The 22,115-nt window shown below is 71.8% G+C and carries 22 protein-coding genes and 1 tRNA gene; 1 reads left to right on the top strand and 22 read right to left on the bottom strand.

Going from position 1 to position 22,115, the window contains the following annotated elements; all coding sequences use genetic code 11:
- From ssb to VGT06_03475, 16 genes are all read right to left on the bottom strand, one after another.
- The coding region (gene ssb / locus VGT06_03550; protein HEV8662206.1) for a single-stranded DNA-binding protein at window positions 1-219 on the bottom strand (219 nt) is incomplete at its 3' end.
- A complete protein-coding gene (gene rpsF, locus VGT06_03545) occupies window positions 220-573 on the bottom strand; it encodes a 30S ribosomal protein S6 (GenBank protein HEV8662205.1) in 354 nt (117 codons plus the stop codon).
- A 5-nt stretch (window positions 574-578) separates the two neighbouring features.
- Entirely contained in the window at window positions 579-1,193 is a 615-nt protein-coding gene (gene pth / locus VGT06_03540) for an aminoacyl-tRNA hydrolase (protein ID HEV8662204.1), read from the bottom strand.
- A 12-nt stretch (window positions 1,194-1,205) separates the two neighbouring features.
- The gene (locus VGT06_03535; GenBank protein HEV8662203.1) at window positions 1,206-1,994 is read right to left on the bottom strand and encodes a 50S ribosomal protein L25; all 789 of its coding nucleotides are present in this window, start codon (window positions 1,992-1,994) and stop codon (window positions 1,206-1,208) included.
- Window positions 1,995-2,005: 11 nt separating this feature from the next.
- Window positions 2,006-2,941 carry a ribose-phosphate pyrophosphokinase gene (locus VGT06_03530; protein HEV8662202.1) on the bottom strand — a complete coding sequence of 312 codons (936 nt, stop codon included), beginning with the start codon at window positions 2,939-2,941 and terminating at the stop codon, window positions 2,006-2,008.
- A gap of 49 nt (window positions 2,942-2,990) precedes the next feature.
- Window positions 2,991-3,065: transfer RNA gene (locus VGT06_03525), tRNA-Gln, on the bottom strand.
- Between the two features lie 320 nt (window positions 3,066-3,385).
- A complete protein-coding gene (locus VGT06_03520) occupies window positions 3,386-3,940 on the bottom strand; it encodes an NUDIX hydrolase (GenBank protein HEV8662201.1) in 555 nt (184 codons plus the stop codon).
- Window positions 3,937-4,605 (bottom strand): TIGR04282 family arsenosugar biosynthesis glycosyltransferase, encoded by a 669-nt coding sequence (locus VGT06_03515; GenBank protein ID HEV8662200.1) that lies wholly within the window; start codon window positions 4,603-4,605, stop codon window positions 3,937-3,939. Before VGT06_03515 ends, VGT06_03520 begins: the two co-directional genes overlap by 4 nt.
- Window positions 4,606-4,619: 14 nt before the next feature.
- A complete protein-coding gene (locus VGT06_03510) occupies window positions 4,620-5,597 on the bottom strand; it encodes a YncE family protein (GenBank protein HEV8662199.1) in 978 nt (325 codons plus the stop codon).
- A gap of 14 nt (window positions 5,598-5,611) precedes the next feature.
- On the bottom strand, window positions 5,612-7,228 hold the full coding sequence (locus VGT06_03505; GenBank protein HEV8662198.1) for a PQQ-binding-like beta-propeller repeat protein: 1,617 nt from the start codon (window positions 7,226-7,228) through the stop codon (window positions 5,612-5,614).
- Window positions 7,229-7,274: 46 nt separating this feature from the next.
- Window positions 7,275-8,798, bottom strand: a complete 1,524-nt coding sequence (locus tag VGT06_03500; protein HEV8662197.1) for a glycosyltransferase — start codon at window positions 8,796-8,798, stop codon at window positions 7,275-7,277.
- Window positions 8,789-10,177, bottom strand: coding sequence for a glycosyltransferase 87 family protein (locus VGT06_03495; GenBank protein HEV8662196.1), 1,389 nt, complete (start codon window positions 10,175-10,177; stop codon window positions 8,789-8,791). Before VGT06_03495 ends, VGT06_03500 begins: the two co-directional genes overlap by 10 nt.
- Before the next feature lie 14 nt (window positions 10,178-10,191).
- Window positions 10,192-10,722: a TQO small subunit DoxD gene (locus VGT06_03490; protein HEV8662195.1), complete on the bottom strand. Its 531-nt coding sequence runs from the start codon at window positions 10,720-10,722 to the stop codon at window positions 10,192-10,194.
- An 18-nt stretch (window positions 10,723-10,740) separates the two neighbouring features.
- Window positions 10,741-11,748 carry a radical SAM protein gene (locus tag VGT06_03485; GenBank protein HEV8662194.1) on the bottom strand — a complete coding sequence of 336 codons (1,008 nt, stop codon included), beginning with the start codon at window positions 11,746-11,748 and terminating at the stop codon, window positions 10,741-10,743.
- Window positions 11,749-11,968: 220 nt separating this feature from the next.
- A complete protein-coding gene (locus VGT06_03480; protein ID HEV8662193.1) occupies window positions 11,969-12,961 on the bottom strand; it encodes a radical SAM protein in 993 nt (330 codons plus the stop codon).
- A gap of 4 nt (window positions 12,962-12,965) precedes the next feature.
- A complete protein-coding gene (locus tag VGT06_03475) occupies window positions 12,966-13,646 on the bottom strand; it encodes a glycosyltransferase family 2 protein (GenBank protein ID HEV8662192.1) in 681 nt (226 codons plus the stop codon).
- 530 nt (window positions 13,647-14,176) lie between these two features.
- On the opposite strand from VGT06_03475, the gene VGT06_03470 reads away from it, so the two are divergent.
- A complete protein-coding gene (locus tag VGT06_03470; protein ID HEV8662191.1) occupies window positions 14,177-16,576 on the top strand; it encodes a hypothetical protein in 2,400 nt (799 codons plus the stop codon).
- A 6-nt stretch (window positions 16,577-16,582) separates the two neighbouring features.
- On the opposite strand, the gene VGT06_03465 is transcribed toward VGT06_03470, so the two are convergent.
- From VGT06_03465 to VGT06_03440, 6 genes are all read right to left on the bottom strand, one after another.
- On the bottom strand, window positions 16,583-17,116 hold the full coding sequence (locus VGT06_03465; GenBank protein ID HEV8662190.1) for a hypothetical protein: 534 nt from the start codon (window positions 17,114-17,116) through the stop codon (window positions 16,583-16,585).
- Window positions 17,117-17,180: 64 nt separating this feature from the next.
- Window positions 17,181-18,173 carry a bifunctional methionine sulfoxide reductase B/A protein gene (locus tag VGT06_03460; GenBank protein ID HEV8662189.1) on the bottom strand — a complete coding sequence of 331 codons (993 nt, stop codon included), beginning with the start codon at window positions 18,171-18,173 and terminating at the stop codon, window positions 17,181-17,183.
- Window positions 18,174-18,214: 41 nt separating this feature from the next.
- Window positions 18,215-18,433 (bottom strand): hypothetical protein, encoded by a 219-nt coding sequence (locus VGT06_03455; GenBank protein ID HEV8662188.1) that lies wholly within the window; start codon window positions 18,431-18,433, stop codon window positions 18,215-18,217.
- Window positions 18,434-18,564: 131 nt separating this feature from the next.
- Window positions 18,565-19,443 (bottom strand): 4-(cytidine 5'-diphospho)-2-C-methyl-D-erythritol kinase, encoded by an 879-nt coding sequence (gene ispE / locus VGT06_03450; GenBank protein HEV8662187.1) that lies wholly within the window; start codon window positions 19,441-19,443, stop codon window positions 18,565-18,567.
- A gap of 3 nt (window positions 19,444-19,446) precedes the next feature.
- Window positions 19,447-20,268 (bottom strand): hypothetical protein, encoded by an 822-nt coding sequence (locus tag VGT06_03445; GenBank protein ID HEV8662186.1) that lies wholly within the window; start codon window positions 20,266-20,268, stop codon window positions 19,447-19,449.
- Window positions 20,265-22,022 carry a tetratricopeptide repeat protein gene (locus VGT06_03440; protein ID HEV8662185.1) on the bottom strand — a complete coding sequence of 586 codons (1,758 nt, stop codon included), beginning with the start codon at window positions 22,020-22,022 and terminating at the stop codon, window positions 20,265-20,267. Before VGT06_03440 ends, VGT06_03445 begins: the two co-directional genes overlap by 4 nt.
- Window positions 22,023-22,115: the final 93 nt, after the last annotated feature.

Raw genomic sequence — 22,115 nt, 5'->3', positions numbered from 1 at the left:
CCGGCCCTTCTTCAGGTACTCGGCGCAGGTCTCGGCCTGCTTCCCCCACACGACGATGGTGACGTAGCAGACCTCGTCGCGCCGCTCCCCCGCCTGGGTGGTGTAGGAGCGGTTCACCGCCAGGTCGAAGGAACAGACCGGGGCGCCGCTGGGGGTGTAGCGGAGCTCGGGGTCCCGGGTGAGGTTGCCCATGAGGATCACTTTGTTGAAGTTGGCCATCTAGGACGCCTCCTCGGCGATGGGGGCCGCCGGGGCCTTCTCCGGTGCCGCTGCCCGCCGCGCCCTCGGCTCCTCCACCCGGACGGAGAGATAGCGCAGCACGGGCTCGCTGATCTTCAGGTTCCGCTCCAGCTCCACGAGAGCGGCCGGGGCCGCCGTGAAGCGGCAGAGGACGTATACGCCCTCCCGCTTCTTCTTCATCTCGTAGGCCAGCCGCTTCTTTCCCCACTTCTGCAGATCCTGGACCTGACCGCCCTCCCTCCCGATCAGTCCCTTCAGGCGCTCGATCTCCCCCTCGACCGCCTCCTCCGATAGGGCGGGGTCGTAGACCACGATCACCTCGTAGTTCCGCATCCCGCTCACCTTCCCTCCTGACCCTCGCCCTCGACCGCCCCGGGGGGCCCGCTCGGCGGTCGGACGTTGAGCCGGTTCATGGCGACCGCCAGGCCCTCCCCCAGGATGAGGAGGACCCCCTCGGCGGCCCGCGCGATCATCTCCTCGGCGACCTGCCTCTCGTCGGGGGCGAAGGTCCCCAGGACGTACTCCGGGGTCTCCAGCTTGCCCGGGGGCCGCCCCACGCCCAACCGCAGGCGGGGGAAGGCCTCCGTGCCCAGCGCCTCCTGGATGGCGCGGACCCCCTTGTGGCCGGCGTGTCCCCCCTCTCGGATGACCCGCAGCCGGCCGAGCGGCAGGTCGATGTCGTCGTGGATGACCAGGAGGCGTTCCGGTGGGAGCTGAAGATACTCCATCCAGGCCCGAACCGGCTCCCCGCTGCGGTTCATGTACGTCTGGGGCAGAACGAGGGTGACCGGTACGCCGGCCAGCGTGGCCGTCCCGAAGCCGCTGTCGAAGCGCCGCCGCCGACAAGAAACCCCGGCGGCCGCCGCCACCGCCTGGAGGACCCGGAACCCGACATTGTGGCGGCTCGCCCTGTACTCTCGCCCCGGGTTCCCCAGGCCCACCACCAGCCACACCCGCGGGCCCGCCTATTTCCCTTCCTTCTCTTTCTCTCTCCGGGGCGCCTCCGCCTTCTTGCCCGGCTCGGGCTTCTTCGCCGCCTCGGGCTTCTTCGCCGCCTCCGCCTTCGGGGGAGCGGCGCCCTTCTTCGCGGGCTCCTTCGCCCCTTCTTCGCCCTCGGGCTCCTCGGCCTCCGCCTTGCGCCCCACCAGCTCCGGCTCTGCGGGCACCTCCGGCGCCACCGGCTCCTCCGCCTCCACCCGCGGCGCCGAGACCATGGCCACCACCTGCCCGGGGTCGGCCTCGACCACGACTCCCTCGGGAACCTGCAGATCCTTTACGTGGAGGGCGTCGCCGAGATCGAGGGCGCTCACGTCCAGGGTGATCCGCTCCGGGATCGCGGCCGGGAGGCACCTGACCTCTAGCTCCCAGAGCGCGTGCTCCAGGATCCCCCCCTTGCCGGTGACCCCCACGGGCGTCCCCGTCAGTTCCACCGGGACCTTCACTGCGATCGCCCGCGTCATCGAGATGCCCAGGAAGTCGGCGTGCAGCGGGACCCCCTGCACCGGGTCGGTCTGGAGCTCCTTGACGAGAACCTTCCGGCTCTCCACCCCCCCGTCCGTCTTCACCTGCAAATTAATGATGACGTTCTCCCCTGCCTCTAACGCCCCCTGCAGCGCCTTGGGACTGACGCTCAGCAACAGGGGCTCCCCCTCCCCGTACAGGACGGCGGGGATGCGGCCCGTGCGGCGCAGCCGCTTGGCCGCCCCCTTCCTCCGCTCCGTCCGCTGCTCGGCGATCAGGTCCACGAACTCCATACTCCCTCCCCCTACACGAAGAGGCTGCTGACCGACGCTTCCTTGTGGATCCGGTCAATGGCCTCCCCGAGCAGGGCGGCCACCGAGAGGACCGTGATCTTCTTCGAGGAGCGGCGCTCGTCCAGGGGGATGGTGTTGGTCACCACCACCTCCTCGATCCCGGAGGTATCGATCCGCTCCACGGCCGGCCCCGAGAGGACCGGGTGGGTGCAGGAGGCGTAGATGCGGCGAGCCCCCTGCTCCTTCAGGGCGGCGCCGGCCTGGGTCAGGGTCCCGGCGGTGTCCACCATGTCGTCCACCAGGATCGCATCCTTGCCGGCCACATCCCCCACGATGTGCATCACCTTGGCCTCGTTGACTCCGGTCCGGCGCTTGTCGATGAAGGCCAGAGAGGTTCCGAGCCGCTTGGCGAAGGCCCGGGCCCGCTCCACCCCCCCGGCGTCGGGGGAGACCACCACCGCGTCCTTCCACTGCCGGTCCTGGAAGTACCGCAGGAACACCGGGGCGGCGAAGAGGTGGTCCACCGGGATGTTGAAGAACCCCTGGATCTGGCCGGCGTGCAGGTCCATGGTCAGGAGCCGGTGCGCCCCCGCCACCGTGACGAGGTCCGCGACCAGCTTGGCCGAGATGGGGACCCGGGGCTGCACCTTCCGGTCCTGGCGGCCGTAGCCGTAGTAGGGGAGGACGGCGGTGATCCGCTGGGCCGACGCCCGCTTCAGGGCATCCAGCATGACGAGGAGTTCCATGAGGCTCTGATTCACCGGCGGGCAGGTCGGCTGGATCACGAAGACGTCGGCCCCCCGGACGTTCTCCTCGATCTGGACGAAGATCTCCCCGTCGGAAAACTGGGAAACCTCCGCCTGCCCCAGGCGCATCCCCAGGTAGTCGGCGATCTCCTGGGCGAGCTGGGGATTGGCGTTCCCCGTGAAGAGGATCAGTCGGCTCACCGTCACCCCCCCGCGCCCCCGCCGGGCGTTCCCCCCCGCCCGCGGCCCCTGGCTGGGGCGGGAGGATTCGAACCTCCAGATACGGGATCCAAAGTCCCGCGCCTTACCGTTTGGCCACGCCCCACCGCGCCCCAGGAAGGGAAGCCGGTGGAAACCCCCCGGGGCCCCTCTCGGACGTCATAATGAAATCAGCGGGCCGCCAACCGCCCGCCGTCCCCAACGGTCCTCGCCCCCCGATCCTGTCCGCCCCACATGAGCTGAGCGCCCTCATTATAGTCTCCGATGGGCTAAAGACAAGCGAATTACGCGGGGGAAGGCGATGCGCCCCGCGGGCCAGCAGAGGAGGCAAGGCCAGAGGTACCTTACCATTCCCCGCCCGGACAAGGCAACCCGGGCCCGCGGGCCGACTGACCCGGCCCCCGGTCGGGGGTGCACCGGGCCGCCTCAGGGGCGGCCGGCGCGCCCGCGGGCGGCGAGGAGGACGGCGACGATCGTCATGCCGTCCAGGATCTCACCCGCCAGGACCATGCGGAGGACCTCGGCGAAGGGAAAGGGGCGGACCTCGATGAACTCGGTCTCATCCGGCGGGAGCGCCAGGCGCTCCATGCCCTCCCCGAGGAACAGGTGGGCCGTCTCGTCCAGGACGCTCTTGCTGGTGTGGTAGGTGCAGAGGGGGGTGAGCCGCCCGGGCCGGTAGCCGATCTCCTCCGCCAACTCGCGCCGGGCTGCCTCCTCGACCGACTCGCCGGCGTGCACCCCTCCCGTCGGCATCTCCCAGGTCATCCGGCCGGCCACGTAGCGGTACTGCCGGACCAGGAGGACCGTGTCGGGGTCGAGGAAGGGAAGGATGCCCACGCACTCCCCGCAGGTGACCACGCCGTAGATGGTGGTCCGCCCGTCGGGAAGCTCCACCAGGTCCTCCCGGAGGGCGAGCCACCGGTTGTGGTAAATGGGGGTGCTCGAGAGGGTGTTCCAGGGCCGCTCGGACAGCCTCGTCATCTCGGCCGCTCCCTGAAGAAGTCCCGCGTGTGGCGGGGAAGGTCCGTCTCCGTGCGCGCGAGGGACACCTGGAGCCGCTCCAGGTCCTCGGGGGTGTCGATGTCCAGCCAGGTGGGGAGGGACGCGACCGTGAGCCCCAGCCCCTCCGCCCGGCGGAGGGTCTCGGGGAGGACCCGATCCGTGCTCCAGGCGATGCCCTCGAAGAGCTGCCGGTGGAGCCGGCGCAGCCCGACGAGGTAGTAGCCGCCGTCCTCGCAGGGCCCCAGGACCACGTCCGCCGCCGGGCCGGCGATCAGGTCCACCGCCTGCTGGAGCAGCCCGGGGGGCAGGGTGGGCGTGTCGCTGTCGATCGCCAGGGCCCCGGCGTATCCCTGCGCAAAGAGGGCGGCGAAGGTGCCCGCCAGCCTGGCGCCGAGGTCCTCGCCCCGCTGCGGGAGCAGTCGGAAGTCCGGGGCGACGGCCTCGAAGAACGCGCGCCCCTCCTCCGGAGTGTAGGCGATGGCCGGGCGGGCCCCCTGGAGCGAGCGCACCTGCTCGATCTTGTCGAGGAGGAAGCAGCGGTACAGCTCCGCCGCCTCCGCGCCGGAGAGGGGAGGGCAGAGCCGGGTCTTCACTTCCCCGGCCCGCGGCGCCTTCGCCATGATCGCGACCGCAAGCGGCCCCATGCTGCCGCGCTCCCTCAGAGGTCGCGGAGGCGGACCACGGCGACCCGGTCCTCGCTCTTGAGGGCGAGGTAGAGCAGGCCGGCCTCCGGGTCCAGCGCCGCGCTCGAGACGTTGCGGGGGATCCGCCGCGTCGCGACGACCGCGAGCGACGCCTCCGCGAGGATGGCGAGGGTGTTCCCCCGGTTGTTCACCACGTAGGCCCGGCCCGCGGTCCCGTCCAGCGCGATCCCGATCGGGTAGGCGCCGACCGCGAGGGTGGCCAGCACCCGCCCGGCGCGGCCGTCCAGAACGCTCACGCTGCCCGCCTCGGTATTGAGCACGTACACGAGCCCCGTCCGGGGATTGACCTTGAGGTGCGTCGGGCCCCGCCCGACGGGAAGCTGCGCGAGGACCGTCCCGCGCGCCCCGTCCAGCACAGCCACCCGATCCTCCTTCACGCTCACCACGAACACCCGCCCCGTCCCGGGGTCCACGGCCACCCCGCCGGGGCCCGGCCCCAGCGCCACCGTGAAGAGGACCCGGCCAGTCCGGCCGTCAAAGGCTGTGAGGGTTCCCTCCGCCTCGTTGCCGACGAAGACCCGATGCGAGGCCGGGTCGGCGGCGATCCCGTGGGGGTGCCTCCCCACCGGGACGCGGAACCGCTCCGCGAGGTCCCGCGTGCCGAAAGCCGCCACGAACCCGCTCCCCTCGTTGGGGGCGTAGAGGAGCCCGATCCCCTCATCCACCGCCAGGTGGCGCGCCCGGGTCTCGAGCCGGACGGTCCCGACCCGCTCCCCTCCGGAGCGCAGGACAGTGACGGTCGCGCTCCCTTCGTCGGCCACGAACAGGAGGCCCGACCCGGGGTCAAAGACGACGTCCTCCGGCCACTGCCCGACCGGGACCGTCGCCACCCGGGGGACCTCTCGGGCCAGCGGACAACCGGCCAGCGCGAGCGTGAGCGCGAGGAGACACCGGAGCGCCCCCCGCCTCCCGCCCTCCACGCCGCCGCGCACGCCCCCCTCCCGGATCACCGGGTCACGCGGAAGGCCCCCCGGACGGCCCGGCCGGCGCAATCGGTCACCGCGAAGGTGCCTCGGATCTCCTGGGCCGTCGCCGACGCCTCCCCGCGGTACTCGGCCCGGCAGTCCCCGAGCAGGGAAGCCGTGTAGCGGAGCCGCTCCCCATCGAGCGTCCCCCGGAAGCCGCCCGCCAGGGTGGACTGCAGGCGCAGGATCCCGTCCAGGGTGCTCCCGCGCTGGGCCAGCACCAGCGCGAGCCGCTGCACCTCCCCGCCCGAGGTCATGGTGCCGTACCAGGTCCCGCTGAGTGGACCCTGCGCCGGCCGGCCCCGCTTGCTGTCGTGGAAGGCGTACACCTTCCCATCCATGGACCCGCTGTAGAGGGAGCCGTCCGGGCCGATCACCGGCGAGGAGATCAGGGTCCCTCGGGTCTGGAACTCCCACAGCAGCCGGCCGGTCTCCCCGGACGCCGGGGGCGCGATCGCGTAGATCTTCCCGTTGTCGGCGCCGAGGTACACCGTCCCATCCGGCGCCAGGACGGGCGAGGTCTCGATGGTCGTCCCGATCCGGTACCGCCAGGTGACCCGCCCCCGCGCGCCGAAGAAGCCCCGCCCCTCCCGGAGGGCGTAGAGGTACCCGTCCTTCGGGCCGAGGTAGATGGTCCCGTCGGGGCCCAGCGCGGCGGAGGAGAAGATCGCGTATTCGGTGAACTGGGTCTTGAACGTCCAGAGCCGCTCGCCGGTGGCGGAGTTCAGGACATAGACGAGGCCGTCATTGCCGCCGATGACGAGGCGCCCTGTCCCGTCCAGCGCCGGGGCGTTCTCGAACCCTCCCGTCTTCCCCCGGCTGCCGCTGGTGAAGGTCCAGCGGACGGTCGGCTCCCGCTGGCCGGCGGCCGGTTCCTGGAGGGCGTACACCGTCCCGTCCATCGAGCCGAAGTAGACGGTCCCGTCTGGGCCGACGGCCGGCGACGAGAGCATGTCCCCCCCCGTCTGGAAGTGCCATTTGATCCGGGCCGGCCCGGTCCCCGCGGGGGGCGCAATCGCGTAGAGCCGCCAGTCGTCCGCCCCGAGGTAGATCGTGCCGTCGAGGCCGACCCCCGGGGACGTCTGGACCCCGGTGCCCAGGTCCACGCTCCACCCCACCTCCCCGAGGATGCCGGCCGGCGGCGGCCGGACGCCGTACACCTTTCCGTCCTTCGCCCCGAACACGACCGTCCCGTCCCGCAGGATGGCCGGGGTCGAGTAGATGCCGAAGGTGTCAAACCCGGTCGGGAAGGCCCAGCGGATCTCGCCGCTCTCCGGGTCGAGGCCGTAGAGGATCCCGTTGTTGGCCCCGAGGTAGACCGTCCCGTCGGGACCGATCACCGGGTCGGTCTCGATGCCGCCGTTCTGCTCGGCGCGCCCCGTGGAGAAGGTCCACTTCAGCGCCCCCGTCCGGGGGCCGCTCACGGCGCTCCGGCCGGTGTTCCAGAGGTCGTGCCGGTACTTGGGCCAGTGGCTTTGGGCCAGGGGGGCGAGGGCGGCCGGGGGGACCGGCGCCGTCTGCGCCAGGACGGCCCCGACGGCCCCCCCGGCCAGCAGGGCCACCACGACGAGGGCCACCCCCGTACCGCGTCTTCGCATCCGTCCGCTCCTCATTCCGTGACTCCCGCGTCGGCCCGCGCGACCCTCAGGCCGCCTTCCCCGCGCTGATCCGGCCCCCCTCCGCGGCCGCGAGCGGGACCCGGTTTCCGGCCACCGTCTGGAGGACAGTGAGGGCGCCCACCGTCAGGAACCCGGCCGCGTAGAGGCCGAGGAACGGCAGGGCCCCGTAGTGCCCCTGCTGCCAGAAGGAGGCTGCGGTGGCCGCGCAGTAGAGCCCGAGCCCGATCTCCACCAGGCCGCCCCACGGGCGCCCGCCCCCGTAGGCCTTCCCCCGCCAGGACCCGCCGCCCGCGCCGATCCCGAACTTGGGCGTCCGGACGAACTCCCGCGCCCTCCCCCGAAAGGCCCCCAGGACGGCCAGACTGGTGCTCCACGCCACCCCCACCCCGATCACCATGATCGTCGGCAACTGCCAGAGGCGCCGCCCCCCGGCCGGCTCCAGGACGCGCTGGGCGTAACCCAGCATGCAACCCGGGCCGAAGATGCCAAGGCCGAAGGCAAGGCTCAGCCCCAGCAGGACTGACGGCGGGGGGGTCACGTCCCGGAGGCCAAGGAGCGGTGCCGAGAGGAGGACCCCGGTCAGCATCAGGGGATGGATCATGTAGTAGGTCAGGTGAATGAAGGCCTGGTACTTGGTCCAGGCGGGGAGCGGCGCCCGGAGGACGGCGGGGAGGAGCTTCATCGCCGTCTGGATGGAGCCCTTCGCCCACCGCCGCTGCTGGGACTTGAACCCCGTCACCAGGACCGGCAGCTCCGCCGGGCAGGTGAGGTCGGGCCGGTACAGGATGCGCCACCCCTTGAGCTGGGCCCGGTAGGAGAGGTCCAGATCTTCGGTCAGGGTGTCGTGGGCCCACCCCCCCGCGTCCAGGATGGCCGCCTTGCGCCAGACCCCGGCGGTGCCATTGAAGTTCAGGAGGAGCCTCCCCCAGCAGCGGGCCGCCTGCTCGACGCCGAAGTGGCCGTCAATCCCCAGGGCCTGGGCCACGGTCAGGAGGGAGTAGTCCCGGTTGAGGTGCCCCCAGCGCGTCTGGACGACGGCCACGCCCGGCTCGGCGAAGTGCGGGATGGTCCGCTCGAGAAAGTCGGGCGGGGGGACGAAGTCGGCGTCGAAGATCGCGAGGAACTCCCCCCGCGCCTCCGCGCACCCGGCCGCGAGGGCGCCGGCCTTGAAGCCGGTCCGCACGGCGCGGCGGAGATGGGCGACCCGGAGCCCCTGCGCCCGGAGCCGGCCGGCGCACTCCGCGACGACCCCGCTGGTCTCGTCGGTGGAGTCGTCCAGTACCTGGATCTCGAGCCGGTCCGCCGGATAATCCAACCGCGCAACAGCCTCGAGCAGGCGGCGGGCCACGTACCGCTCGTTGTAGAGCGGGAGCTGGACCGTGACCACGGGCCAGACCGCGGGAGCCGGCGGTGGCGGCGCCGCCTCGGCCCGGCGCCGGTGCCACCAGTGCACCGCCAGCATCACGTAGGCGTTGAGGCCGTACAGGAAGAGGCCGACGAGGGTCACCAGGTACAGCAGGCCCACGAGGGCCTGGAGGATCACGGGCATGGCGGCTGTCCCACCGGCCTGTGCCCGCGCAGGCCGAGCGTCCGGGGCTCCGGGCCGGCGGCTCCGGGCAAGAGCCCGGTGCGGCCCCTGCCCCACTCCCAGGCGAGGAGGCCGTAGAGGGGGAGAAACTCCACCGCCCGGACCCAGAGGGGGAGCCCCGCCGGCTCCCAGGCGTACTTGAGGTACGAGAGGACGACGGCCCCGCTGAAGTAGAGCCACGCCGCGGAGGGCTGGACCGCAACAAACGGGAGGATCCACAGCACGTACCACGGATGCATGGCCGTCGGCACGAAGAGGAGGTAGGCGGCCGCAGCCCCCATCGCGGCCCCGAAGATCCCGGCGAAATCCTCGGTGCGCCGCCAGGCGATCAGCAGCAGGACGACGGCCAGCAGCCCGAAGAGCAGCAGCATGACCACGCCCCGCGCCACCTCGCCGCCGAGGCCGATGCCCTGGCTGAGGAAGAAGCGGAGGCCCACGTTGAAGTCCTCGGCGCTCCCGAAGTACTCCGGGAGGAAGCCGGTGACACCGCTCCCCGCCCCCGCCAGGTACGGGAAGTAGCCCGCCGCCACCACGCCTGCGCAGGCGGCCGGGAACCGCCACTCGCCGCGCCGCCACCAGGCGAGAAGCAGGACCGCCGGGTACAACTTCAGCAGGACGGCCACCCCCAGGGCCGCACCGGCCGGCACCCCCCGTCCCTCCTGCCGCCACCGGAGCGCGAGGAGGAGCGCCGGCAGAAGGGCCGCGTCCAGGTGCCCCGCCTGCACCCCCTCGAAGACGGCCAGCGGCGCCCACGCGTACAGAAGGACCCCGCTCGGGGGGACCCCCATCCGGCGGAGCAGCCCAAGGAGGAGCACCGCCGTGACGACCTCACATCCGAGCAAGAAGAGCCTCCACCCCAGGATGCTGTCCGAGGCGATGGCCGTGAGGGCGGCGAACAGCACCTGCGCTCCTGGCGGATAGATGGTTGGCTTGTCCGGCCGGTTGATGTGGGGGAAAACGGCCGGATCGCGGAGGGGGGCGAGCGCCTCAGCGGCGGGCGGATACTGGTAGGGATTGATCCCGGCCCGCTGGACCCGCCCGTCCCACAAGTAGCGGTAGAGGTCCGAAGACAGGACCACCGGACTCGGGAGCAGGACGAGCCGGAAAAGGAAACCGAACCCGAGGATCAGGCCGAGCAGGACCCGGTCCGCGGACCGGCGACGCACCACCACCCACGCTGTCAGCAGATAGAGAAGGAAGAGACCCAGGGAGAGGGCGACGAAGGCGACGAGGGGTTCCGGCCCGGCGCCGGGCACCCAGGGGAAGCCGAGCGCGTAGCCGAGCAGGCTGAGAGCCCCGAGCCCCCCGACGAGCATCCGGACCCGCCAGACGTCGCCCATCCCCTCCTCTCCGCTCAAACGGCACGCAGCAGGAGGCGCGCCCAGGCCGCGTCCGCCGCCCGCTGGCGCAGCGCCGGCTCGAGGACCCGGTCGAGCCCCAGGACCCGCCCGGCCCCGCAGAGGGCGAAGCAGAACTGGGGGAGGGTGAGGAGGACCCAGATCCAGCCCCACTCCCCGGGGACGTTGAACGCCCCCAGCGCGATGTTCACCTGCCAGAGGAAGCCCCCGAGGCCGGCCAGGCGGGTCAGGAGCCCGAACAGCAGGAGCACCCCCAGGCCGAGCTCGGTGAGGAACGTGAGCATCCCGAAGAGCGTGAAGTTGGGGAGCACCACCCCCTGGAGGAACGCCGTGTACCATCCGAAAGTGGGGTGGGCGATCTCCTTCTCGATGAACCCGTGCAGCCAGCCGAACCGGTGCCCGTCCGTGATGACCCAGGGGGCCTTCTGCCAGGCCATGTCCAGGTACAGGAGCCCGAAAGCGATCCGGAAGAGGGCAAGCGGCCAGAGGGGGCCGCGGGTCGCAATGCCGACTCGGTCGCTCTGCATCCTCACGCCTCCTTCCCCTCAGATACTCCAGCGCAGCCCGCACCCCCGGCACGGATCGGGCGGGACATCGCTCTCGAAATCGGTCCGGAACTGCTGGTAGCGCTCGCCGTTCCAGACCGCCGCGAACTCCTGCTCGAGGACGTTCCCCAGGACGGCCCCCCGGTAGTTCTTCGCGCTCCAGGGGGCGATGCAGCAGGGCAGGACGTTGCCGTTGGCGGTCACGTAGCTCACGGTCCAGGGGCGCTGGCAGCCGGACCAGGGGCGCCTGCCCGCCTCCGTCCCCCGGAGGCTCTCCAGCGGGGTGGTGAGCCCCGACGCCTTGAGCGCGACCCCGAGTGTCCGGCCGAGACCCTCTGCCTCGACGATCAGGGCCTCCTGCCGCTCGTAAAGCCCCCCGTGCAGCGACTGCTCCTGGACGGCCAGCCCGTGGCCGGTGAAGACGAGGCGCTGAACATAGACCTCCGGGACGGCGATCGCGGCGGCGAGCCGGACCAGGGCGGGCAATTCGTGCAGGTTCACCTTCATCGCCGTGAACCAGAGGGAGACCCGGGGGGACTGGCGCTCCATCCGCCGCTTGAGGTCCACCAGGTCTCGCACGTTTTCCACGACCCGGTCGAACCGATCCACCCCCCGGACCCGCGCATACAACTCCCGGCTGGCCGCGTCGAGGGAAACCCGGAACTCGTCCAGCCCGCTCTCGACGAGCCGGACGGCCCGCTTCGGGGTCAGGCCGATGGTGTCGGAGTTGAAGAGGACCGCCGCGCCCCGACCCTTGAGGTAGGCGATCATGGCGAAGAGCTCGCGGTTGAGGAGCGGCTCGCCGATGCCGTGCAGGACGACCCGGTCTAGGGCGGGGAACTGCTCCACGATCCTCGTGAGTTCCGCCAGGGTGAGGTCCTTCGGCGGCTCCAGGGTGAGGAACGTGCGGATGCAGGTCTGGCACTTCGAGTCGCAGCGGTTGGTCGTCTCGAGGTACAGCGTCCGGGGCAGGGTCGCGGCGACGGGGGGACGCTTCGGCTCGCCCATCTCGTTCCTCCGGGCAGCAGGCTAATACAAACGATAGAATGAAAATGACACCGTCCGGGTCCTGTCGCCGGCGCCGCCCCGGCCCCCGGCCCCCCTGGGGAACCCTCCCGTGGTTCCCCCCATCGGCCCAGAGCCGATGGGCCCCCCCTCCGCACCGGGGGCCTTCGGGCGGCATCCGGCGCCACCCGGACCGTGTGTCACACCATTCATGTCTTTTGCATTAGCCCGCGGAGACCACGGTCGTGCAGGCGCTGCCCACCTTGGGCAGGTCCTCCCCGACCGCCCGCTCGCAGGAGAGCGCGATCCGGTCCTTCCGGGCGAAGGGACAGTAGGGATCGGGGGCGTCCAGGCTGCCGACCAGCGCCCGCCGACCCGCGCAGCCCCCCCGGCAGGGACACCCGTCGCAGGCGGCGGGGATCCGGCGAGCCGCCAGGAACTCGGGCGCCTCGACGATCCGCTCCCCCAGCGCGCACAGATCGGCGAGGGTCAGGCGGCTGTGCGGCCAGTAGGTGCACGGGAGGATCCGGCCGTCCGGGGCGACGCGGACCGTGGAGCGGCCGCACCCCGGCCCCGCGAACCCCTCGATGCCGAGAACCGCCGCCAGGACCGGCTCGGTCGTCGCCACCAGCCGGGTGGCGCCGAGGAGCCGCCGGAACCCGTCCCAGAACTGCGCGTAGGTCAGGGTGAATCGGTCCGTCTTCGCCGGCTGATAGACGTTCACCCGCAGCCTGGCGCCCCGTGCGGCGGCGACCCGGGCGACGGCCGGCAGCTGCTCGAAGTTGATGCTCATCATCACGGCGGTCACGGTGACCCGCACCCCCAGCGTGGCGCACCGCTCCAGGGCAGCCATCACGGTCCGCCAGTTCCCCCGTCCCCGAAAGGCATCGTGCTCGCGTTCGGTGGGGAAATCCAGGGAGAACTCCACGCTGTGGAACCGCCGGACGGCATCGTCCGGGAGGACGTCGATGCTCAGGCCGTTGGAGGTGATGCTGGCCGTGATCCCCCGCGCGGCCGCGTAGTCCAGGATGGCGTGGTACTCGGGGTGCAGGCCGTTCTCTCCGACCCCAAGGTTGAGGGAGCGGACGGGGATGCTCTCGCACACCTGCCGCACGTCCCGGAGGGAGAGGCGCTCGACCAGCATGTCCGGGCGGTAGCAGTGGGGGCAGCGGAGGTTGCACTCGTTGGTCAGGCCGAGGCCGACGGAGAATGCCATCGCGCTACCTCCTCCAGGCATACCGCAGGGTGGTCGAGAGCAGGCGATAGCCCGCCAGCAGGCTCCCGCGCAGTGTGCCACCCACCTTCGACCGGCCGATCCGCCGGCGACACCGGACGGGGACCTCCACGACCCGGTAGCCCCGCCGGGCCGCCTTCACGATCATCTCCACGGGCCAGCCGTGGGTCTTCTGCTCCATCCCCAGGCCCCGCAGGACTTCCGCCCGGATGGCCCGGAACGGGCCGATGTCGGTGAGCCGGAGGCCGTACAGCAGCCGCAGGAGGAAGGTGACCAGTCGATTGCCGAGGCGCTGGTGCGGGCTCAGCGCGCCCGCCTCCAGGTCGCCCGAGAGGCGCGAGCCGAGGACCAGATCGGCTCGCCCCTCGAGCAGCGGCGTGAGGACGCGCGCCATGTCGGCCGGATCATCGCTCCGGTCGCCGTCGAGGAAGACGAGCACGTCGGCTTCCCGGGCCGCCAGGGCCCCGGCCAGGCAGGCCGCGCCGTAGCCCCGCACCGCCTCCGAGACGACACGGGCCCCGGCGGCTCGCGCCGCCGCCGCTGTCCGGTCCACGCTGCCGTTGTCCACCACGATGATCTCCCGGACCAGGTTCCGGGGCACCTCGCGGACGACCTCGCCGATGGCCGCCTCCTCATCGAGGGCAGGAATGACCACCGCGATCCGCATCCGTGTCCCGTCGGCCCTCAGGGCCTCCGGCCCCCCGCGAGCTGGTGCCAGATGACCTCCAGGCGTAGCCGTCCGTGCGGGCTGCCGAGATAGGCCCGGTAGGCGGATGCACCCTTTGCGAAGGCCGTCAGCATGACCTGGCGGACCCTAATGCGGGCGGATCGGATTTCCCGGGGCGGGGCCTCCCGAACCGCGCTCCCCGCTGGAGGCCCCGGAGTGATGAGGCCCGAATTATAGTGGCGCAGGACCCCTGAAAACAAGGGGGGCCGGCCCTCGGCCCCGATGCGGGCCTTCCGCCCCAACTCACCTTGAGGTACGGCCCCAGGCAACATCCTGGATCACCGGGGGGGGTTGCCGCCTCTTGACACCGGCGCCGGGCCGGGCAATCCTTCCCCCCCCTCCCCGGAGGTCCGGAATTGCCAGGCAAGCGCCAGGACGCCCACGACTCTCCCCGCCCGGGAACCGGGCCTGCCGAATACGCTCCGGGGGACTCGCCCTCCTCGGAGCCCCGGCTCGCCCCCCCACCTCCCGTGCAGGGGGAACCCCCCGTCGGCTGGCGGACCACTCTCGGGCTCTTCCTCGTGACGCTTGCCACGCTCATGTACGAGGTGCTCCTCACACGCATCCTGAGCGTGACCATGTGGTACCACTTCGCCTTCATGGCGATCTCCGTGGCGATGTTCGGGATGACCGTCGGGGCCCTCGTCGTCTACCTCGCCCCCGCCCGGTTCCCCCCCCACCGGACCCCGGTTCACCTCGCCTCCGGCGCCCTCGGCTTCGCCGGATCCTCCGTCCTCACCTTCCTCCTCCACCTCCAGATCCCCTTCACCCCGGGTATCTCCCCGGCGGCCTTCGCGGTGCTCGGGCTCACCTACGTCCTCCTCTCCGTTCCCTTTGTCTTCGCCGGCATCGCCGTCTGCCTGGCCCTCACGCGCTTCCCCCGGCGCGTGGGGAGCCTTTACGCCGCCGACCTCACCGGCTCCGCCCTCGGGGCCTTCGCGCTGATCGGGACCCTGCACTTCACCGACGGTCCCACCGCGGTCCTCGTGGTCGCGCTGCTGGCCGCCTGCGGCGCGGCCGCCTTTGCCGCCGGCGCTCCGGCGCTCCTCCGACGGCTCACACTGCTCGCGACCCTCCTCCTCACCGCCGCGGCCGCGGGCCATGGCCTCCTCGTGGCCCGGGGCGTCCCACTCCTCCGCCTGACGTGGGTGAAGGGGAGTCCCGAGCCCCCGCCCCTCTACGAGAAGTGGAACGCGTTCTCCCGGATCCTCGTGACCGGGGACCCCGATGCCCCGACCCCTGCCTTCGGCTGGGGCCTCAGCCCCGCCTACCCGCGGGAGCGGACCCTCCGCCAGCTGCACCTGAGCATCGACGGCTCGGCCGGGAGCATCCTCACCGCCTTCGACGGGGACCTGGGAACCCTCGAGCATCTCAAGTACGACGTCACGAACGTCGCCCACTACCTCCGGCCGGATGCCCGCGTCCTTGTCGTGGGCACGGGCGGGGGACGGGACGTCCTGGCGGCCCTCGCCTTCGGGCAGCGGTCCGTGCTGGGTGTGGAGCTGAACGAGGACATCCTCCGCACGGTGAACGGGCGGTTCGGGGCCTTCACGGGACACCTCGACCGGCATCCCCGCATCCGCTTCGTCAACGACGAGGCCCGCAGCTACCTCGCCCGAAGTCCGGAGCGGTTCGACCTCATCCAGGTATCGCTCATCGACACCTGGGCCGCCACCGCCGCCGGCGCCTTCGCCCTCAGCGAGAATGCTCTCTACACCATCGAGGCCTGGCAGACGTTCCTTGACCGCCTCGCCCCGACCGGGCTGCTCAGTGTCTCGCGCTGGTACTACCGCGACCGGCCGGGTGAGATGTACCGTCTCACCGCCCTGGCGAGCGCCGCGCTCCTGCGGCGCGGCGTCGCCCGCCTCCGGGACCACGTCGCCGTCGTCCGGCACCGGACCCGGTCGGAGGCGGGCGAGGCCCCGGATGGGATCGGGACGCTCCTGCTGAGCCCGGTCCCCCTCGCCCGGGAGGATTTGGCGACCTTGGACGCCGCCGCGGGGCGGCTCCGCTTCGAGGTCGTGCTGAGCCCGGCGGTCGCGCCCGAGCCCACCTTCGCGGCGCTGACCTCCGGGGAGGACCTGGACGCCTTCGTCGCGGCCTTCCCGCTCGATATCGCGCCCCCCACGGACGACCGGCCGTTCTTCTTCCAGCTACTCCGGCTCACCGACATCTTCCGCCCCGACCGCTTCGAGCAGGGGCTGCAGTCCTTCAACTTGCAGGCGGTCTTCGTCCTCGGGACCCTGCTCCTGACTGTGGTCGGCCTGACGGCCCTCTGCCTCATCATCCCCCTCGCCCTGACGAGCCGGCGGGAGACGTTGCGGGGGGCCGCGCCCTGGTTCCTCTACTTCGGGGGCATCGGGGCGGGCTTCATGCTCGTCGAGATCGCTCTGCTGCAGCGGCTGATCCTCTTCCTTGGCCACCCAACCTACAGCCTCTCCGTCGTCCTCTTCACCCTCCTCCTCGGAAGCGGCCTCGGGAGCGCCCTGAGCGCGAGGTGGCCCGGGAGGGGCTGGGGCGCGGGCCTGTTCGGGATGCTCCTCGGGGTCGGGCTGCTCACCCCTCCACTGACGGCCGCGCTGCAGGGCATGGACACCCCGGGGCGCATCCTCGCCACGGCGGGCTTCCTCTTCCCCCTCGGGCTGTTCATGGGGTTCCCGTTCCCGACCGGGATGAAGGCGGCGGCGCGCCGGCTTCCGCCCGTGACCCCCTGGCTCTGGGGGATCAACGGCGCGACCTCGGTCTGCGGGTCGGTGGTGGGCGTGGCGATCGCGCTCGCATCGGGGATCTCCACGGCCTACTGGACGGGGGTAGCCGCGTACCTGGTGGCATTCGCGGGCATCGGGTGGGGGATGCGCCGGGGGGTTTGAAGGGGTTCAGGAGAGAGCGACGGTCCGGATGGGGTTCTCGGGGAGGGTGCGGCAGAGCCAGGCCTCATGGCCCTCGTCCTTCAAGGTGTCCCTCCAGGCCCGGGCCGCGTCCCGTCCCGGCGCAAAGCCGAAGAGCGCGGCGCCGGTGCCGGTCAGGCCGACCGGCGCGGCCCCCAGCGTCTGAAGACGCACCTTCAGCGCGGCCAGGTCGGGCCGGGCCGCGAACACCACCTCTTCAAGCCTATTGGTGGCCATGCCGAGCAAGGCCTCCGTCTGCCCGGCGGCGGCCGCCGCCTGCCAGGCCGGGTCGGGCGAGCGGCGCGGCCCGGGCGCGAACTGCGCGTAGGCCCAGGCGGTGGAGACCGGCCCGCCCGTCCGCGCCAGGACCACCCAGCGGGGGGGCGGGGGGGGGAGGTCGGCCACCTGCTCCCCGCGGCCGGTGACGAGGGCCGCCCCCCCGGAGAAGAAGAAGGGGACGTCCGAGCCCAGGCCGGCGGCGAGATCGAGCAACCGCTCCCGGGTGAGCGGGCGCCCCGCCATCGCGTTGAGCGTCCCGATGACAGCCGCCGCATCGCTCGGGGCCCTTCCCCCCCGTGCCCCGGGTTCAGTCGCGCAGATAGTGGCAGGTGTAGCCTCCCGGATTTTTCCTGAGATAGTCCTGGTGGTACTCCTCGGCCGGCCAGAAGTCCGAGGCCGCCACGATCTCGGTGACGATGGGCCGCTTCCACTTCCCCGACGCTTCAACCCGCGCCTTCACCTCTTGGGCGATCCGCCGCTGCTCCTCGTCGAGGGTGAAGATGGCGGAGCGGTACTGGGTGCCGACGTCGTTGCCCTGCCGGTTCCGGGTCGTCGGGTCGTGCAAGCGGAAGAAGGTCTCCAGGAGTCGCTCGTACGGCAGCCGCTCCGGATCAAAGACGACCCGGATCGCCTCGGCATGGCCGGTCGTTCCCCCCTTCACCTGCGCGTAGGTCGCACGGGGCGTGCTCCCGCCGGTGTAGCCGACCTCGGTGTCCAGCACGCCGGGCAGGCCGCGCAGGATGTCCTCCATCCCCCAGAAGCACCCCCCGGCGAAGAGCGCGACCTGGCGCCTCCCCGAGTCCCTGCCAGACGCGCCACCCTCTTCGGACGAGCCAGACTGCCCGAAGACGCCGGCCTTCTCAAAGCGGGCCAGGTACTCCCCGTACCCCGCTTCGGCAAGCTCCTCGAGCGGGACGAAGCGCAGGGCCGCCGAGTTGATGCAGTAGCGCAGCCCGGTCGGCTTGGGCCCGTCGGGGAAGACGTGGCCCAGGTGCGAGGCGGTGTGCTTGGATCGCACCTCGGTGCGCGCCATCCAGAGCGTGCGGTCCTCGCGGGTGGTGAGGGTGTCGGGCTCGAGCGGCCGGGTGAAGCTCGGCCAGCCGGTGCCGGAGTCGTACTTCTCGAGTGACGAGAAGAGCGGCTCGCCGGAGACCACGTCCACGTAGAGGCCGTGCTTCTTGTTGTCCCAGGACTCGTTCTGGAAGGGCGGCTCGGTCCCTTCGCCCTGGGTCACCCAGTACTGCAGCGGTGTCAGCCGCTTCTTGAGCTCCTCGTCGGATGGCTTGACGAACGCTTTCATGCTCCCTCCGTCGCGGCACGGGCCAGTGTCGAGCCGGTGTGTCAGGCAACCCTCTTGGAGGTGAGGACAGCCGCCGGGAAATCCACCTCAGTCTGCGCGACACGGGTGAAATAATCCGTGGAGATCTTCTGTACCACGCCGGCGATGATCTCCGCAACCGCGCCATCGCTAAAGCCGGCGGTCGCCATCCCGAGATGCCCCTCCAGACTCCTCCTCGTCTTCGGGCTTTCTGGTGCCGGCGGGCGTTCGGAGGATTCCATGGCCAGGCAATGTAGGGACCCCCGGAACCAGCCGGCGCGCTGGAGCAACCTCACCGGTGAGGTCCTCGCCGGAAACAGCGCCGGCGTGCCGCGGCACCTCAGCCGGTACGCCGAGGGGGACCTGGTGGGGCTCAGGCGAGGGCGGTGGCGCGGATGGGGTTCTCGGGGAGGGTGCGGCAGAGCCAGGCCTCATGGCCCTCGTCCTTCAAGGTGTCCCTCCAGGCCCGGGCCGCGTCCCGTCTCGGCGCAAAGCCGAAGAGCGCGGCGCCGGTGCCGGTCAGGCCGACCGGGGCGGCCCCCAGCGTCTGAAGACGCACCTTCAGCGCGGCCAGGTCGGGCCGGGCCGCGAACACCACCTCTTCAAGCCTGTTGATGGCCATGCCGAGCAGGGCCTCCGTCTGCCCGGCCGAAGCGGCGGCCGTCCAGGTCGGATCCGGGACCCGTCGCTCCCCGGGCGCGAGCCGCCCGTAGGCCCAGGCGGTGGAGACCGGCCCGCCCGTGAGTGCCAGGACCAGCCAGCGGGGGGGCGGGGGGGGAAGGTCAGCCACCTTCTCCCCGCGGCCGGTGACGAGGGCCGCCCCCCCGGAGAAGAAGAAGGGGACGTCCGAGCCCAGGCCGGCGGCGAGATCGAGCAACCGCTCCCGGGTGAGCGGCCGCCCCGCCATCGCGTTGAGCGCGGCCAGGACGGCCGCGGCATCGCTCGAGCCGCCCCCCAGGCCTGCTCCGACCGGGATCCGCTTCCGGAGGGTGATGGCGGCCCCCCCGGGGCGAGCCCAGGTCTCGAAAAAGGTCTCGGCCGCCCGGAAGGCCAGGTTCTCGGGTCCTGCGGGCACGACGGGGGGACGGACCGTGAGGTGGATCCCCCGCCTGCGGGAGGCGACCGTCACCGTATCGCACAGGTCCACCAGGACCAGGACGCTCCAGAGATCGTGGTAGCCGTCGGGACGCCGCCCGAGAACCTCGAGGATGACGTTGAGCTTGGCGGGAGCGTGGACAGTACGGGCCTGCATGACCTAGGGGCGCTCGGTCCGGTCCACGTCCACGATGCTCACCCCGGCGTCGGCAGGGGGGGCCAGCGAGAAGAAGTCGGGAGGAAATGAAGGGTTCAGCTCCAAGACCTGGAAGGTGACCGCCACTTCGACCCCGTCCGGCAGGTGCCAGAGGGTGAGGTCCCGCGCCACCGGAACCCCCTCCAGCGCCTCGGCCGGCCCGAACCGGAAGCGGAGCAGGGGCTGCCCCCCCTCGTGCAGCTCCCCCTCTTGAAGGAGATGGGTGTCCGGGGCAAACCGGAGGGCCTGGGCCGCTCCCTCCCCCTCGCTGATGAGCGCCAGGGCGGCCGTCCCGGGAGTCCCGAGGACGGCGACGCGCCCGGGATCGACGGGGAGCGGGGGGAGGCCCAGGAGCAGGCGAGTGAGCGTGGCCGGCGCAACGGGCAGACCCGCCAGCCGGCCCAGATTTTCCCCGGTCGCCCGTCCCCGGAGGAACTGGCGGGCGAACGGCAGGTGGACCGCCACCGTCTCCCCATCCGTGGCGAGGATCATGGTGGGCAGGCCGGTCCATTCGTACTGCTCCAGGCGCAGCCGGCCGCCCGCCTCCAGGGCGAAGGCCTCCCGAAGGCGCCGCCGGTGCCCAGGGACGCTGACGGTGACCGTCGCCGTCCCGCGCAGGGCGCGGAGCGCGACCTCGCGCTCGGCCAGACTCTGGAGGAGTGCCTCGCGCAGGGGGGCGGGGGCGGGGGGACCCTCGACGCCGGGGAGCGTGGGGACGGCGCAGCCGGAGGCGAGGAGAGCGGCGAACGCCACGGCAGGGGGGAGGCCGCCTCTGCGGCGGCTCATGAGCCGCCGCGGCTGACGAGGGCGCGGGCACGCTCCAGGCGCTTCCGGACCGCTTCGTTGCCGCTATCGAGGGTGAGGGCCCGCTCCCACTGCTCGATGGCCTCTCGGACCATCCCCTTGTCGAAGTACACCTGGCCCAGGTGGTCCAGGATGGTCGCGTCGTCCTGCTCGCCGCCCTGAACCGCCTTCAGGAGCTCGCGCAGCGCCTCGTCGAGGCGCCCGAGTTTGTAATAGGCCCAGCCGAGGGAATCCAGGAAGGCGCTGTTGTCCGGCTCCAGGGTGAGCGCCTCCTGAATCAGCCGGACCGATTCCTCCAGGTTGATCCCTTCCTCGGCGAACATGTAGCCCAGGTAGTTGTAGGCGTCGGCGTGCTTCGGGTCCAGGTGGAGGGCCTGGCGGAAGGCCGTCTCCGCCTCCTTGAGCTGCCGGCTCCGCTCATAGGCGGCCCCCAGCTGGTAGTTGTAGCCCGCATTGTCCGGGCGCAAGGCCACCGCGCCCTTCAGGTGGCGGATCGCCTGGGGGAAGTCCTTCCGGCGCATCTGGGTCACGCCCAGGAGGTAGAGGATCTGGGGATCCTCGGGCTTCACGGTGAGGGCCTTGGCGAAGGCGCCGGCGGCCTCCTCCAGCCGGTCGAGCTGACCCAGGACGTAGCCGCTGTGGATCAAGACCTCGGCGTAGTTCCGGGCCGACTCCGGAATCTGCTGGAGCTCGCGCAGCGCCTGGTCGTACAGCTTCATCTCCTCGTACGTGACGGCCAGGTAGAAGCGGGCATCCGCGTGGCTCCCGTCCTGCCGCAGCGCCTCCAGGAGGACCTCCACCGCCTCGGCGAAGAGCTTCTGCTCGAAGAGGAGGAGCCCCACCCGGGCTCGGATGTTCAGGTCCCGGGGGTGCTCCGCGAGCAGGCCCCGGTACAGCTCGAGGGCCCGCGGCGTGTTGCCGCTGCGGACCTCGGCCTGGGCCAGCCGCTCCACGAACTCCCGGTTCTTGGGATCATCCTCCAGGGCCCGCCGGTAGACCGCCTTGGCCTGCTCCCATTCCCCCAGCGTCTCGTGCGCAAAGCCCAGGGCGGCGGCGGCGGGGTCGAACCCCGGCTCGAGCCGCAAGGCGTCGCGCAGGACGGGGATGGCCTCCCGCGGCTGGCGCATCTCGAGGTAGACCCGGCCCAGACTGTAGCGGGCGACGGTGGAGGCCGGGTCCAGCCGGATCGCCTCCCGGTACGCCTGCACGGCCTGGGGGAAGTCCTTGGTCTCGGCGTACAGGTTCCCGAGCTGCTGGTAGATCTCGGCCCGTCCCGGCTCCAGGCGCAGGACCTCCTGGAAGTGGTGCTCGGCCTGTTTCGTGTTGCGCAGGCTGAGGTAGGCGCTGGCCAGGAGGAGATGGGCCTGCACGTTCCCGGGGTCCCCCCGGAGCACCTCCTCCGCCTGCTGGATGGCCTCCGCAAAGGCGCCGCGCTTGATCTGCAGGCCTCCCAGGCTCAGGCGGAGATAGGTCGAGGCGGGATCGTAGCGGAGCGCCGCCTGGATCTCGGCGAGGGCGGTCCCCAGGTCCCCCTGCTGCTCGGCGAGGGCGCTCAGGCTGAAGTGGTAGTAGGCCCGGGGGTCAGCGATACGGTCGCCGAACCGGACCAGCTCGGCCTGCGCCCAGACATCCGTCGCCGGCACCACCGGCCGGGGGGCCCGCGCCAGGATGCCGCTCCCGCAGGCCGTCAGCGTGAGGCCCGCGAACGCCAGGAGCAATGCCAGCCAACGCGCCACGGTCCTGTCTCTCCTTATCCGAGGGAACATCCTCGTCATCTTGCCGGGTTTTGCGGGAGGAGTCAACGCCCTTCTGGAGCCGGGGGGCGACCC

It is taken from the genome of Candidatus Methylomirabilis sp. (assembly GCA_036000645.1).
Classification (GTDB): Bacteria; Methylomirabilota; Methylomirabilia; order Methylomirabilales; family JACPAU01; genus JACPAU01.
The sequence above is the reverse complement of the archived record's forward strand: the minus strand, read 5'-3'. Positions and strand labels throughout refer to the sequence as shown.